This is a genomic window from Sabulicella rubraurantiaca, assembly GCF_017355885.1.
Lineage (GTDB): Bacteria > Pseudomonadota > Alphaproteobacteria > Acetobacterales > Acetobacteraceae > Roseococcus > Roseococcus rubraurantiacus.
Window position 1 is genome coordinate 109,854 of the sequence record NZ_JAFEUU010000008.1, and the last position, 13,373, is coordinate 123,226.

Annotated in this window: 12 protein-coding genes; 6 read left to right on the forward strand and 6 right to left on the reverse strand. The window is 66.0% G+C overall.

Features of this window, described 5'->3' with window-relative positions; translation table 11 throughout:
* The first annotated feature begins 134 nt into the window (after positions 1 to 134).
* Entirely contained in the window at positions 135 to 1,139 is a 1,005-nt protein-coding gene (locus JTJ31_RS15295; protein ID WP_207539593.1) for a M48 family metalloprotease, read from the forward strand.
* Between the two features lie 147 nt (positions 1,140 to 1,286).
* Here the strand turns inward: JTJ31_RS15295 and JTJ31_RS15300 are convergent, their stop codons facing one another.
* Both JTJ31_RS15300 and JTJ31_RS15305 read right to left on the reverse strand, forming a co-directional pair.
* The gene (locus tag JTJ31_RS15300) at positions 1,287 to 1,655 is read right to left on the reverse strand and encodes a chaperone modulator CbpM (RefSeq protein WP_207539594.1); all 369 of its coding nucleotides are present in this window, start codon (positions 1,653 to 1,655) and stop codon (positions 1,287 to 1,289) included.
* Entirely contained in the window at positions 1,656 to 2,570 is a 915-nt protein-coding gene (locus JTJ31_RS15305) for a DnaJ C-terminal domain-containing protein (protein ID WP_207539595.1), read from the reverse strand.
* 758 nt (positions 2,571 to 3,328) lie between these two features.
* Here JTJ31_RS15305 and JTJ31_RS15310 point away from each other — a divergent pair.
* Both JTJ31_RS15310 and JTJ31_RS15315 read left to right on the forward strand, forming a co-directional pair.
* Positions 3,329 to 3,574 carry a hypothetical protein gene (locus JTJ31_RS15310; RefSeq protein ID WP_207539596.1) on the forward strand — a complete coding sequence of 82 codons (246 nt, stop codon included), beginning with the start codon at positions 3,329 to 3,331 and terminating at the stop codon, positions 3,572 to 3,574.
* A gap of 24 nt (positions 3,575 to 3,598) precedes the next feature.
* Positions 3,599 to 3,949 (forward strand): HigA family addiction module antitoxin, encoded by a 351-nt coding sequence (locus JTJ31_RS15315; RefSeq protein ID WP_207539597.1) that lies wholly within the window; start codon positions 3,599 to 3,601, stop codon positions 3,947 to 3,949.
* Positions 3,950 to 4,059: 110 nt separating this feature from the next.
* Here the strand turns inward: JTJ31_RS15315 and JTJ31_RS15320 are convergent, their stop codons facing one another.
* Positions 4,060 to 5,067, reverse strand: coding sequence for an alpha/beta hydrolase family protein (locus tag JTJ31_RS15320; RefSeq protein ID WP_207539598.1), 1,008 nt, complete (start codon positions 5,065 to 5,067; stop codon positions 4,060 to 4,062).
* Between the two features lie 210 nt (positions 5,068 to 5,277).
* Here JTJ31_RS15320 and JTJ31_RS15325 point away from each other — a divergent pair, with 210 nt between their 5' ends.
* Positions 5,278 to 5,700 carry a thermonuclease family protein gene (locus tag JTJ31_RS15325; RefSeq protein WP_207539599.1) on the forward strand — a complete coding sequence of 141 codons (423 nt, stop codon included), beginning with the start codon at positions 5,278 to 5,280 and terminating at the stop codon, positions 5,698 to 5,700.
* A gap of 238 nt (positions 5,701 to 5,938) precedes the next feature.
* Here JTJ31_RS15325 and add read toward each other — a convergent pair whose 3' ends face one another.
* Together add and JTJ31_RS15335 are read right to left on the reverse strand one after the other, a co-directional pair.
* Positions 5,939 to 7,054: an adenosine deaminase gene (add, locus tag JTJ31_RS15330; protein ID WP_207539600.1), complete on the reverse strand. Its 1,116-nt coding sequence runs from the start codon at positions 7,052 to 7,054 to the stop codon at positions 5,939 to 5,941.
* Positions 7,051 to 8,544 carry an ABC transporter substrate-binding protein gene (locus tag JTJ31_RS15335; RefSeq protein WP_207539601.1) on the reverse strand — a complete coding sequence of 498 codons (1,494 nt, stop codon included), beginning with the start codon at positions 8,542 to 8,544 and terminating at the stop codon, positions 7,051 to 7,053. The genes add and JTJ31_RS15335 overlap by 4 nt, the downstream gene beginning before the upstream one ends.
* A gap of 900 nt (positions 8,545 to 9,444) precedes the next feature.
* Here JTJ31_RS15335 and JTJ31_RS15340 point away from each other — a divergent pair.
* Together JTJ31_RS15340 and JTJ31_RS15345 are read left to right on the forward strand one after the other, a co-directional pair.
* A complete protein-coding gene (locus JTJ31_RS15340) occupies positions 9,445 to 10,326 on the forward strand; it encodes an MBL fold metallo-hydrolase (RefSeq protein WP_207539602.1) in 882 nt (293 codons plus the stop codon).
* Positions 10,327 to 10,376: 50 nt separating this feature from the next.
* On the forward strand, positions 10,377 to 11,348 hold the full coding sequence (locus JTJ31_RS15345; RefSeq protein ID WP_207539603.1) for a tripartite tricarboxylate transporter substrate binding protein: 972 nt from the start codon (positions 10,377 to 10,379) through the stop codon (positions 11,346 to 11,348).
* Between the two features lie 456 nt (positions 11,349 to 11,804).
* Here the strand turns inward: JTJ31_RS15345 and JTJ31_RS15350 are convergent, their stop codons facing one another.
* Positions 11,805 to 13,373, reverse strand: coding sequence for a GMC family oxidoreductase (locus tag JTJ31_RS15350; protein ID WP_207539604.1), 1,569 nt, complete (start codon positions 13,371 to 13,373; stop codon positions 11,805 to 11,807).

Genomic DNA, 13,373 nt, shown 5'->3' on the forward strand with positions numbered 1-13,373 from the left:
TGGCCGCGCCGCGCGGCACGGTGAGGCGCCGTGCAGGACTGCTGGGTCAGCCGGAAATGGCTGGGGCGGCCTCCGTCCCTGACCCGCGGTCATCGGCCGCGGGTCGTCCCACCCGCACTCGCGCGAGGTCTAGCATGCGCTTGGTCGGGCCTTCTGGCCGGCGGCAGGGGGCGATACAGCGTCTGGACCGTCTAGTCCTGGCGCGCCAGCGCCGGCTGAATCAGCTGCAGTCGGCGCTGCTGATTTTCGGCCTCGTGCTGCTGGCCAGCCTGACTGGCTTCGTCGTGGCCGGGCCGGAAGGTCTGGTGTACGCGGCATGCCTGGCGGGGCTGTTCCTCCTGTTTGACCCGCTGGTGCCGGGAGACCTTCTGTTCCGCCATGCGTTCGGCGCCATTCGGCTGACGTCCGAGCAGGCGCCGGAGGTCTATCAGGGCTTGGCAGAGCTGACGCGACGCGCGGATCTCATGACGCTGCCGACGCTTTATCTGATCCCCTCTCGCATGCTGCAGGCCATGGCGGCCGGAACGCGCCAGGAACCTGTCATTGCTGTCACGAGCGGGCTTCTTCGCGCGCTGCCGTCGCGCGAACTCGGAGCCGTGCTGGCCCACGAGATTGCGCATATCCATCACGGTGACGTGGCAGTGATGCGCCTTGCGATCGCTGCGGCGTCCCTCACAAAGGCCATGGTGTGGGTTGGACTGCTGATGCTCGCTCTGTGGGCCCCAAAGGCGCTCTCGATGGGCCTCGTACCGCCGGTGGAGGCCATTCTGCTGCTGCTGGGCGCTCCGCTGGCCGGTGATCTGATGTCGCTGTCGCTCTCCCGGCAGCGCGAGTTCCTTGCCGACGCAGGGGCGGTGGAGCTGACTGGCGACCCGCTTGGACTTGCGGCGGCCCTGACACGCCTTCATCGGTTGCAAGGCGACGACTGGGAGAGGCTGGCCACCCGCGGAGCGGGATGGGTCCGCTTGCTTCGGACCCATCCAAGTTTCGGGGAGCGTGTGCGCCGGCTGAGGCAGGCGGCCGTGGTCGCTGAGCCCGTTTGGCCCCACTGGAAGTGGAGCGACGACATGCCCTTGCGGCTGGCGCGCCTGAGCTGCCGGTACCCTGCACAAGCGCTGATCCGCCGCTGGCTGCTGTGAGCGCGCTGCGCGGCCGGTGACCAAGAGCATAGATGACAAGTCCTGCCTCCCCCTTGCGGCAGGCGTGTGCGCCTCATGGCGTGTGGTTAAGAACAGGCGGCACCCTTGCTTGCGCCGGGTTCTTCGGGGCGTCCAGAGTCAGGGGGTTCAGCCCGCATCAAGCGGAGGATCTCCGGCCCCGCGCTTTGCCACCTCCTCCGGCCTGTCCTGGATCTGCATCAAGATCTCCTGCCGCAGAGGCTCGGGCAGCGCCCGCAGTGCCACACTCAGCCTGCCCAGTAGGTCCCGTAGTCCGTACACTTGGTCGAGCAGGCCGAGCACCACGTCGATACCTTCGTCATTGACCCCCATGCTCTCCCGTAGGTCGCGGATCAGGCAGGCGCGTGAGAGGTCGATCTCGGAAAACGTATGCTGCGGCCCGGCCTGCCGTGGCGCCAGCCATCCGGCTGCGATCCAGGCGTCGAGCGATGCGGTATCGAGCTGTGCGCGAAGCAGGAATTCGCGGTGTCCGTACACTTATTCCTCCATGCCTGCGCGCGGATTGTGGGTCTTGCCTGCCTCCCAGCGAGAGGCGAATGCTTCAAGTTCCGGATCTGGCCGGTCGGGCAGTACGACACGCAGCGTCACGTAGGCATCACCGTACGAGCCATCGGGCCGAGGCACGCCTCGGCCCTTCAGCCGGAGCACGGAACCGGTATTGGAGTGCTTAGGAACTGAGACGACGACAGTGCCAGCCGGGGTCGGTGTCTCGACACGGCCGCCGAGCACTGCCTCCCTGAGGTTGATCGGAAGTTCAAAATGGATGTCGTCGCCCTTTCGGACGAAGTGATGGTGCGGTCCGACCTCGACCTCAACGAGCAAGTCGCCCGGCCGCCCGCCGCCAAGCCCGGCACCGCCCTTGCCGCGCAAGCGGAGCACTTGGCCGTCGCGCGTTCCGGGCGGCACAGTGACGTCCACGATAGACCCGTCGGGCAGAGTCAACCGCTTCGCTGTGCCATTGACTGCCTCCAGGAAATCCAGCGTCAGACGCCCGTAGTGGTCCCCGCCGCGCGCTCGCATGCGGGTGCCGCTGCGGCCAAACAGTTCAGCGAGCAGCTCGTCTGAATCCATCATATCGGCGAAGCCGGCATCGCTGGCATAGGGATTTCGGTCTGCGCCGGTGCGGCTTGTGAAATCCCGATAGGAGTATGTCGGCTGCGGCCGCTCGACGCCGGAGGCATCGATCTCGCCGCGGTCGAAGCGGGCCCGCTTCTCGGCATCTCCCAGCAGATCATAGGCCGCGGAAACCTCCTTGAAGCGCTCTTCGGAACTGCGGTCCCCAGGGTTGAGGTCCGGGTGCAGCTGCCGGGCCAAGCGGCGGTATGCGCTGCGGATCTGCGCTTCTGTCGCCTCAGGCTTGACGCCCAGGATCTCATAAGGGCTTTTGGTCATGGTCGCCTTCGGGAATGGGCGGCTGCGTCTTTGGGCTGAGCGTTCAGCCGAATTGTTGATGGTTTATCTTCTTTTCCGTTCAAGACCTTGCAGCAAGGTCTGATGAACGTGCCACCCGCTCCGGAACGGGCGCGGACCAGCAGCGGCAGGCCAAGCGGGGATGCCCTCAGCGCAGAGACCCAGGTTTCGCCCGGAATTTGCCTCCTTCGAAACTTGATCCGGACCCTGCGCGCAAGCTATAAGATGTTGATTATGCTTGGAAAACGCCATAAGTTTTTCCATAACGAATCTTACGCGGTCGCTGGGTCACCTTTGTTCGTGCCCTCGCCCTGCAACTGAGAACGTCGTGGCATAAGGATCTCCCGAGCGATAAGGTCCCTGCCATTCCGCGGCAGGCATGAGCCGGCCCGCGCAGTTCGGGGGCAGATCACGATGCGGTGGCTGACGGTGTGTGTTGCTCTGGTGGCGGGCTGCGCGCCCTTTCCCCAGGATCGTTCGAGATCAGCCGCCTTGTGGACAGGCAGCGATTGGGACGCACCTTCGCTTCTCTTCCCACGCTCTCTGACGTCCCGAGCGGCCGCCCATCATCCTGGTCAAGGGGATGGAGTGACGCGCGAAGGTGTGACCGAAGCGCTGTTGTCCGGGTTCGAGCGGTCTGGAAGCTGAGGGGTGGCGCTTGAAGCGCCGATGATGCGAGGTCGCACGGATGTTGCGCCCGGTCACCTCTGCTACCCCTCCCAGGTCATGCGGAGGGACTGATGAAGTTCTACGTGGACGAGGACGGGCACCGGCGTCTGATCGGACGTGCCGAGATCCCTGAGGATGTGGGTGCGGTGCATCGCGAATGGCTGTTTGGCGGCGCGAGCGCGATCTACGAAGACTTCGCCATCGGCAGCGTGACCCACTTCGGTCCTGATGGGAGCACCACAGTCGAACGCGCGGTGATCCTCAGCCCGCTGCAGCGCGCCGACTTCCTGCCCGGCTGGGCCCCCCTCGCCTCCTGAGATGGAGGAGCGACGCCATCCAGGGTGGAGGATGTGCTGCCGCCGCTTGGCCTGACCCTGCCCCAGGCCGCGGCGATGATGGGCCTGTCCTATCAGCTGCTCTACAAGCTGAGGAACGGGCGCATCGCCATCTCGCCGGCGATGGCGCTGCGGCTCGGCAAGCTGACCGGCATGGACCCGCATGTCTGGCTGCGCGTGCAAGCGGTCTACGACCTCGCCACGCTGGCGCCGCAGATGGCGGAGGAGTTGGAGACGATCCCGACTTTCAGGCCGGCCACCGTCTCGAAAGACCACGCCCCCGTGTCAAAGCAGCGTGTGCGCAGGAGCGGCTCGCAGGTCAGCGTGGCAGGTCCTGCTTCCGGCCCGATTGGGTGAAGGAGCAAGTGCCTCCGCGAGGCCCGACGCAGGGGCTGCTTTGCGTGCAGGTGTCGCCCGCCTACGGACGGACTGCACCCAGGACCGACGCGCGGTGCGCTGTCATGCCGTCAGCCGCGTGGCCCAACCGAGCGCGCGATCCAGTCGGCCAGCCAGCCAGCCAACTCCAGCGAATTCCGGTCCTGCATCAACATGTGCGAGTTGCCGCGGATCCCCATCTCCGGCAGCACCGCGATCTCGACCTTGCCGCCCTGGGCGTTGGCGGCGCGGGCGAAGTCGCGGCATGCGCTCAGGCGGGGTGCCCAGCGCGACGATTCCTCGACGAAGTCGCCCCACAGCACCAGCACCGGCAGGCCAGCATAAGGGGTCATGTCCCCGTCCGCCGCCGGGCAGGCTCCGGGCTCAATTGAGACGATCCCCGCAATCCCTTCGCGTCGCATCGCCGCAGCCTGGAAGGGATGTATCCCGGACTGCGAGTGGCTGATCAGCACTGCCCCGTCCAGCCGCCGCGCCAACTCCGAAAGTCCGACCACAGAGGGGTGCGGTGTCGGCACCGCCAGGTTCCAGTCGGGCACCATCTGCTTCCAGAATTCCTCCAGTGCCTCCGTCGGGAACAGCAGGCCTGGGAAGGTGTCTGAATGGCGCGGGCCGAAGCGGAAGATCGTCCATGCGTCCTCCTGCCCTGCGGCGAAGACGGTCGGCAGGGTGTCCGCTGCGGCACGACCAGTGCGCACGGCGTTGATCGTGGTGGGGTGCGCCGCCGAGCGACCGCGCCAAGCTTGGTCCACGACATAGATCGGGTGGCCGCGGCGCAACAGGAACTCGTCCCAGCCCATACGGCCATCGGGTGTGGTTTCCCAGGTCTTGCCGGTCAGGCAGCAGCCATGGACGAGCACCAGCGGTCGGCGGCCCGCCATGTCCACCGGCTCCTGGAAGCGGACGTAAACTTGGTCCACGGTGATGGTGCCGCTGGCAGCATAAGCGGGTACGGTGGATAGCGTGTCCGAGCGCAGTGTCCGCCCGCCGACGAAAAACGATCCCTGCCGGGCGATGGTCAGCGGCCCCGCATCGGAGGCCGGCGCCCCTGTCGGCGACTGGACAGGCGTTGGGGCGGGCATCTGGCTCCAGGCTGGTGTACCGAGACCAAGGGCCGTTAGCAGGGCGGCCAACCCCGCGAAGAGAGAAAATCTGGGCATTGGCGCACGTCCTCCGCTGCGGGCCGGACGTCTGCGGGCGCCGGTCACGCAATGGTAGTCAGCCACCGCGGCACGCGGCAATCACACACATGCCATATGGCCAGCGCGCCAAGGGCAATGAACTCTCGTTTGATGCATATTTTCCTCATGGGTAAAGCTTCGGGCTTTTGGCGGCGCGGAGTTCACCTCTTCGTTGCCTTCACCGCTGTCCTCCTCCTCGGAACGGCTCCAGCAGGCGCCCGAGGTCTGCGTTGTCAGGCGAGCGACGGTGATACGCTTCGCTGCGGGGCCGAACGCATTCGTTTGATCGGTCTCGACGCGCCGGAGATGCGTGGGCAATGCCCCCGCGAGGTGCGCTTGGCTCAGGTGGCCAGGAACCGGCTGGCAGTTCTGGTCGCGCAGGGTGTGGAGATTGAGCCTCGGGGCCGCGACCGATACCGGCGGCTGTTGGCCGTGGTGCGCGACCGGGAAGGCCGAGACGTTGCGCAGACGCTGATCACCGAAGGACTGGCTCGGCCCTACTACGGCCGCGGCCGACGCCAAGGATGGTGTTGACTGACTGGCACAGGTCCGGGGGTGGCCGTTAAGCCGCGTCCTGGACAGTGCGGCCGCGCTGAGGATCGATCACCGCTGTTTCGAAAGGATGACCAAAGAGCGAGCGCGACATCTTGCTGCGTCGTGCGCTGGCAAGCCCCTTTGCGCCGTTGGCCGAAAAATCGAATGATCCAAGCTTCGTAGCTTACCGTGCCAGGGCCATCGTGGAGGCTAAGGTGGCGTGGCTCACCGAAAGAGGTCAGCGGCCAGCATCCCGCGGCATCGGCGCCCGTGACCGCTCCACAGAGAGATCCAGCGTTCGATCATTTGGGTCTAGTGCTGCTCCCAATCTGTCCAGCGCTTCAGTGAACTCCGCATGCAGTGCCGACCTCTGTTCCTCGGGTAGCCAGCTTGCCTGTACCCCAGCCAAGCTCAGCTGCCGTGCCTCTGCCACGCCCCAGCCGGTGTGCTGAAAGACGGTGCGCCAGCAATGGCCCATGTTTGTCTCGAACATAGTGGGGTCATCAGTGCCAAGCACGATGTTCAGTCCAGCCGAGAACATACGTTGGATGCGGTCGCGCCGAGGCGCCCGGTTGGGCGGAATGGAGGACCAGCAGGCCATGGTGAAAGGCGTGCCGTCCCGCGCCATGCGGGCAGTGATATCGGGATCAGCGAGCATATTGTAGCCGTGGTCTAGGCGGTCGCAGCCCAGCGCGTCGCGGCAATGGGTGATGTGCTGCGGCGGACCTTCGAACAGGGTCTGGTTGTCCTCGCAGACGTGGGCGGTCCGGCGATAGCCGGCGCGGCCTGCGCGGCGCCAGGCCTCGAGCCAGACGAGCGGCGGGCCGGCGCGCTCCGCGCCGTCGAGGCCAATGCCCACCACGCGTGGGTGCGGGTACTCGGCCATCCAGTCCAGCATTTGCAGCGCCTCGGACGGCAGGCAGACGGAGCGGTCTATGCAGGCGATCATCAGCGACGAAACGCCAAAATCGCGCTCCGCGTGTTCCAGCCCCTCCGCCAGGCCATCCACCACTAGCGGGTAAGTCGCGCCGTTAGGTGTGTAGTAGTGCGGATTGAAGAAGATCTCGACGTGTCGGACATTTCCATGGCGGTGCATGTCCTCGACGCATTCGTATGCGATGCGCGAGAAGTCCTCGCGCCGCTTAACGGCCAATGCGCCGAGGCGCAGCACCTCAAGGAAGCCGTAGAAGTCCTGCCACCGGTAGAGGGTCTCGGCCGGGCGTGGCAGATGCACACCGTTCGCAGTGGCCATCTCCACGAGCGTCGTCGCGCGCACGGCGCCAGCGATGTGGCAGTGCAGCTCCACCTTCGGGACAAGGTCCAGGTAGTCGGAAAGGGAGAGCATAGCTCTCATCGCTCACGCCTGATGTTCCAGAGGAACATGGCCGGCCCCGTCGGTACGTCGGAGAGTTCCGCACGCCATGCGGAGGCGGCGACGAACTGGCCGAGCGGCATGTAGAAGCCAGCCTCCGCTGCATGCCGGTGCACTTCATCCGCGATCCGTCTGCGCGCAGCCTCCTCCGAGGCAGCTGCGAACTCGACGCGGCCTGCCTGCACCGCCTCGTCCTTCGGCCAGCCCGCAAAGCCTGATGGCGGGCCGGCCGCCTCCATGTACACGTTCTGCACCGGTGTCTGCATGTCGGGCACGGTGTTGGTGGTGTGGAAGACGTTCCAGCCCTCCGGCCGTGCGCGTCGGGCAAAGAATGTGTTCAGGTCCATAGCCTGCAGGTCGACGTTGAAGCCAAGCCTCGTGAGCAGATCCTGGGTGACAAGGCCGAGCGCGGCGATACCAGGCGCATCGGCGGGATGTAGAATAACGATGGGCCGGGACAAATCAGCGCCGGTTTCCCGTAAGGCGCGGCGCGCTGCTTCAAGGTCGGGTGCGGAGGGCATCCCGACATTGGTCTCATATGGCGTCCCGCAGCCGTACATGGATGTGCAGATGCGGCCATACTCCGCTCGGCCGGCGACGCCAGGGAGGTATTCGGCCTGGTTCACCGCGGTCATCACCGCACGTCGCACCCGCACATCGTCGAAGGGGGGCTGGCTGTGGTTGAAGCGCAGGATTCCCTGATAGCCGTAAGGCGAGACGACCTGCACGCGCACCGTCCGGTTCCGCTCCAGGATGGGCAGGACATCGGCGGGCAGGCGCTCTAGGTAGTCCACCTCTCCGGTCAGCAGGGCGCTCACCTGGCTCGAGACGTCGGGCATGGAGATCAGTTCCATCCGCTCGAACGTCGGACGCTTGCCACCCGAAGCCCAGACGGAGGGCTCTGACCGCGGGCGGTACGCCTCGTTCCTCACCAGCACAATGCGATCGCCTGGCCGGTACTCAGTCGCCAGGAAGCGGTATGGCCCGGAGCCGATGGGCTCCGTCACGGGACGGCTGGGCGGGGTTTCGGCCAGGCGCTTCGGCATGATCATTGGCACCATGGCACCGGGCTTCGCCAACGCCTGCAGGACCAAGCCGAAGGGCTGGGAAAGGCGCAGTCGAAAAGTGGCCGCATCCAGCGGCTCGAGCGCCTTTGCCGCGCGAAGGAGCATTCCGCCGAGCGCGTCGCGCGCGCCCCAGCGGCGCAGGCTGGCGACAACGTCCTCGGAGGTGACAGGGCTGCCGTCGTGGAAGGCGAGGCCGTCTCGCAGCGTGAATCGCCAGTCCCGCCCGTCCGGGGAGCGCTCCCAGGTCTCCACCATCTGGGGCCGCGGCTCCCATTTGTCGTTCACCGCAAAGAGCGTGTCGTAAACGAGGTAGGCGAAGTCCCGCGTGGTGAAGGAGGTCGTGAAATGCGGATCGAAAATGTTGGTAAGCGTCTCCGGCACCACCCGCAGGGTTGTGGCTCGCAAGGTCCTGCTGCCAGAGGACTGGGCTCGACCGAGGGAGGGGAGGAAGAAGGGCAATGGTGCGGTCAGGCTGGCTAGCATCGGCCGGCGGCGCATCGGGATGCTCCTTCGTTGGTGCGCTGAAGGATGGTGCCATCTGACACGGCGGGCAAGCGTGGCGGCCGGGCGGCCGCCGTATCCTCGAGATAGCTTGTAATGGGCGGGTGCTCCACAACGCAGACCGGAACACTGTAATGCATGCGCGACGAGAAGTTGTGTGCGAGCGCCATCAAGCGGCGTCCTCGGTCAGAGCGAGAGATCCCCGCGTGCCGGAGATGCGAGGGGCCTGCCCCCGCGTGGCGCGTTCGGCAGCGGCAGCCCAGGACCGGCTGGCGGTGCTGGTAGCGCGGGGTGTGACAATCGAGCCTCGCGCCCGAGACCGATACCGGCGGCTGCTGGCTGTGGTGCGCGACCGGGAAGGCCGTGACGTGGCGCAGACGCGGTCCACCGGAGGCTTGGCGCGGCCCTATAGCGGCCGCGGCCGACACGCCAAGGGTGGTGTTGAGCGCGGGGCGGAACCCAATGATGGGGGTATCAGGTCGCTGCTTGCACAATACGGCCGCCCTGCAGATCGGTCGCGAAGCGGGTTTCGGCTCAGGGCTCGATCTTCGGGGTATGGCTGCCCCGACGCCACGCGTCCTTGTCGCTGCGATAACCTGGGCGACCGCGCCACACCCGAGAGCGACCCTGCCTCCGCGATGCGGACCAAGAGGCGCATCAATCTGAGTCTATCCAGCGAAACCAACGGCGGCCGCCTATTCGATTGGCGAATATCCGGCTTTCCTGCAATCAGGCTACCGGCTCAAGCGCGTTGTCGCGACTTGTCCAGGAACGCCCAACAACGATCCACTGGGAGGAAAGCCGATGGATGCGGCGCAAGACCAGGACCGCGGACTGTACTGCGGCCAGTTCCGGCTCGATGTTGTACCGGAGTTCGGCGGCCCCCGCATGCTACCGTGGGAGATGTTCCCTGCCCTTGCGCCCGAGGCCGCCGCCAGTCTCATTGCTCGGACCCCGGCTGCTGCATTCGATGCCACCAGCGGCAAGCTCGTGACGAGCGTGCACACTTGGCTCGTGCGCGGCGAGGGCGTGGTGATGCTGATCGATACTGGCTCCGGCAACGGCAAGAACCGCCCCAATTTCCCGATTTTTCACATGCTGAGCACTGATTGGCTGCAGCGCCTCGTATCCGTGGGCGTCCACCCCAGCGACGTGACCCATGTGGTGAACACCCACCTCCACCACGACCACGTCGGCTGGAACACGGTGCAGCGCAAAGGCAACTGGGTGCCGACTTTCCCGAATGCTCGCTACATCATGCCACGGCTCGAGGCCGAAGCCGGCCCAGGCATCATGCCGCCGTGGAACGCTGGAGCGTTCGAGGACAGCGTCGCGCCCGTGCTCGCGGCAGGCCTCGCAGATCTCGTGGAGCCGTCGTTTCAAATCGCGCCGGGCCTGAGGGTGCTCCCGGCCCCCGGCCATTCGCCCGGAATGACCGTCATCGAGGTTTCGGATGGCAAAGGCGGCGGAGTGTTCTTGGGCGGCGACCCGATGCACCATTGCCTGCAGGTGTTCGCCCCTGAACTGAACACCCGCTTTTGCCAAGATCCTGCAAAGGCCGCGGCGACCCGCCATGCTCTGCTGGAACGCTGCGCCGACGAGGGTTTCGGGATCGGCGCCATTCACTTCTACGCGCCACGCATCCTGCGCGTCCGGCGCGATGGGCCAGCCTTCGCTTTCGCCTGACCAACCCTGCCTAGGCCGAGGCCGGGCGACATCATATGGGAGGAAGAACCATGAAGCGTCGAGTACTCCTCGTAGCGGCATCCGCGCTGTCCGCACCCGCAGCCGCCACGGCCCAGCAGTCCTATCCGTCGCGCCCGATTTCCCTCGTCGTCGCGTTTCCGCCAGGCGGGCAGGCAGATGTCGTCGCGCGCCTCGCCGCGCCAGCGCTTGAACGCGACCTTGGGGTTCCGGTGCCAGTCTCCAATCGTCCTGGTGCGTCCGGTGAGGTGGGCAACTCGTTCGTCGCACGCGCGGCCCCAGACGGCCATACGCTGCTCATGGGTCTATCCTTCATGACTCTGGTGCCGGAAGCGGCGCGGGTGAACGGGCGCGAACCGGCATATTCGCCCGACCAGCTCCAGCCGATCGCCTTGTTTTCACTCGATCCGACTGTGCTGATCGTCCCTGCATCGAGCCCGATCCGCACGGTCGAGGAGTTCGTCGAGGACGTTCGGCGACGACCGGGCGCCGTCGCCTACTCGTCGGCGGGTAACTACTCAGCACTGCACGTCTCGGTGGTCATGCTGTCCCAAGCGGCTGGGCTCGATATGCTCCACGTCCCGTTCCAAGGCGGCGGACCGGCCACGGCAGCACTCCTCGGCGGGCAGGTGCAGTGTATGGCTGCGACGCCGTCCGCTGCGGCGCCCCTTGTACGCGATGGGCGCGCGCGAGCACTGGCGGTCTGGGGCAGAAGCCGGCTGCCAAGCTTCGAGGGTGTGCCGACCTTTATCGAGCGTGGCTTCGAGGGTGTGGAGTTCTACATCTGGGTGGGGCTGTTCGCGCCGCGCGGCACGCCGACATCTGTTGTCGATCGCCTGCGCATGGCTGCGCGCTCGGTCACGGAGGCAGCCGAATTCCAGCGTGCCATGGCCGCCAGCGGCAACACCTTGGATTTCAGGGACGGGGAGACGTTCCAGCGCTTCTATGACGAGGACACGGCACGCGGGGTGCGCGTCGTGCAGCGTCTTGGACCCATTCAATAGACAGGCCGCCCAAGTGGCTCACCCTGAGCGGCGCGGCAGCCGGAGCGAGGCAGGGACGCGATGTCCTGCGCGGGGGATGTGTTCTCCCTGCATTCCCTCCTGCGTCATCACATCGGCTGATTCTTGTCGATAGGGGCGACGCTGCGGGTCCGGCTGCAGCCCGTCTTCGGGTACGCCAGGGACCAGCCCTCGCTCTGGCAGGACCGAGTTTTATTGAACGAGGAGTTCCACCGGGCCCTGCGTAACCATCCGGTGGCGCCCAGCCACTCGCTGTTACCCAATGAGACGATAGCAGGCGGAAGGACATTCGATGGATGTCATGCCGCCTGCTGAAGTGGGTCAACCCTGTCTCGTGTCAGATGCTTCTCGCAGCACGTTCCTTTGCGCAGATCCGAACTCGTCCGTCCTCGCCTGAGGATTGATTGCGCGGACTGGTGATTCGGGGCGATCGAATGCCTATGGTTGGCGCATCCGCCTTGCGAGGTTCTCGCCAATCATCACGCAGGTGAAGTGGAGGTTCGCGCGGCAATCGGTGGGCATGATGGAAGCGTCCGCCACGCGCAGCCCGCGCACTCCACGCACGCGTAGGTCGGGATCGACGACGCCGTGCGGAATTTCATGCGCCGTCATTCTGCAGGTGCCCGCAGCGTGCTGGATGTCACCCGCCTGTTCCAGCATCAGCGCGTTCAGCTCACCATCCGGCATCGCGGCCGCTTCGGTAAGGCTGAGTTCAGTTTCGCCAAAAGTGACCCTTTCGGAGATGCCGGTCACAGCCTCACGCGCTGCGATACGGGCAAGACGCCTGATTCCGTCGCGCATCCGCAGCAGATCGCCAGGGTGATCAAGCATGTTCTCCTCCACCACCGGATTTGCATCCGGATCGGATGAAGCCAGCTGCAGCGAGCCGCGCGAAAAGGCATCGTAGAGCGATACTCCGATCGCGCCGGAGGCGGAGGGCGAGTCATCCGCTGTGATACCGCGGTGGTTGAAGGCGATCATGATCATGTCGCGCTCACCACCGCCCCCGAGGCCACTGCTGTAGGTCATGCAGCAATTGGTGTGGCGGGCATCGCGTCCGCGCGCGATATGCTCAGCCTTCAGCGCGATCGTCGCCCGCAAGATGGGGTGGTCCATCAGGTTGCGCCCGACCGCTGGCAGATCACACAACACCGGGATGCCTAGAGCGGCGAGTTCCGAAGCCGGGCCGATGCCCGATCGCAGCAGAATGGTCGGGCTGTGAATCGCGCCAGCGGAGAGCACAACCTCGTGCGCCGCGATCTCCTCCCACGCTCCCTTTCCAAAGCGCACCCGCACCCCACACGCGCGCGTCCCATCGAACAGCACGCGGTCGACCATGGCCTCGCCGCGGATGGTTAGGTTCTCGCGACCTCGCGCCGGTTCCAGATAGCCGTCATTGGTCGTGATGCGCTGCCCGTTGCGCAGATTAATCGGGTAGCAGGAGACGCCCTCGCCTTCGGGCGCGTTGAGATCAGCCTTCCAGGGATAACCTTCCGCCAGCGCTGCGTCGCGCAGCGCGCGGTCCACCGAGCCCCATTCTCCGGGTGGTGCCCTATAGACGGGCAGAGGTCCGCCTTGGCGGATGCCGGGTCCTGCGGCCGTTTCAGGATCGTCCTCTATGGCGTCAAACAGGGGCAACACATCGACCGCCGCCCAGCCCTCGCAACCGGCCTCGGCCCAGGCGTCGAAGGCCTGTGGCACGCCGCGGATGGCGATCTGGGCGTTGACCGTGGAGCTGCCCCCCATGGTCTTTCCGCGCCAGTAGAATTTCGGCTCCTGCGCTTTGGTCCGACGGGTCATCAGCCCGGGCCATTGCCACTCCGCCTGGTGCGAAGGCTGGTGCATGAAGGGGATGATGTTGGCGCTGCGGAGTGCGTGCGGAGCCTCGGCCGAACGCCAGTCGCGTCCGGCTTCCAGCAGCAGCACGCGACGCGACGAGTCCTCGGACAGTCGTGCGGCTAGCGGGGCGCCGGCGGAACCGGCGCCCACCACGATCACGTCATACAT

Bases quoted from the DNA above. Each gene is read 5' to 3' on its own strand.
- JTJ31_RS15295 (WP_207539593.1), top strand. From the start codon at position 135: ATGCGCTTGGTCGGGCCTTCTGGCCGGCGGCAGGGGGCGATACAGCGT.
- JTJ31_RS15305 (WP_207539595.1), bottom strand. From the start codon at position 2,570: ATGACCAAAAGCCCTTATGAGATCCTGGGCGTCAAGCCTGAGGCGACA.
- JTJ31_RS15310 (WP_207539596.1), top strand. From the start codon at position 3,329: ATGAAGTTCTACGTGGACGAGGACGGGCACCGGCGTCTGATCGGACGT.
- JTJ31_RS15320 (WP_207539598.1), bottom strand. From the start codon at position 5,067: ATGCCCGCCCCAACGCCTGTCCAGTCGCCGACAGGGGCGCCGGCCTCC.
- JTJ31_RS15325 (WP_207539599.1), top strand. From the start codon at position 5,278: ATGCATATTTTCCTCATGGGTAAAGCTTCGGGCTTTTGGCGGCGCGGA.
- add (WP_207539600.1), bottom strand. From the start codon at position 7,054: ATGAGAGCTATGCTCTCCCTTTCCGACTACCTGGACCTTGTCCCGAAG.
- JTJ31_RS15340 (WP_207539602.1), top strand. From the start codon at position 9,445: ATGGATGCGGCGCAAGACCAGGACCGCGGACTGTACTGCGGCCAGTTC.
- JTJ31_RS15345 (WP_207539603.1), top strand. From the start codon at position 10,377: ATGAAGCGTCGAGTACTCCTCGTAGCGGCATCCGCGCTGTCCGCACCC.
- JTJ31_RS15350 (WP_207539604.1), bottom strand. From the start codon at position 13,373: ATGTATGACGTGATCGTGGTGGGCGCCGGTTCCGCCGGCGCCCCGCTA.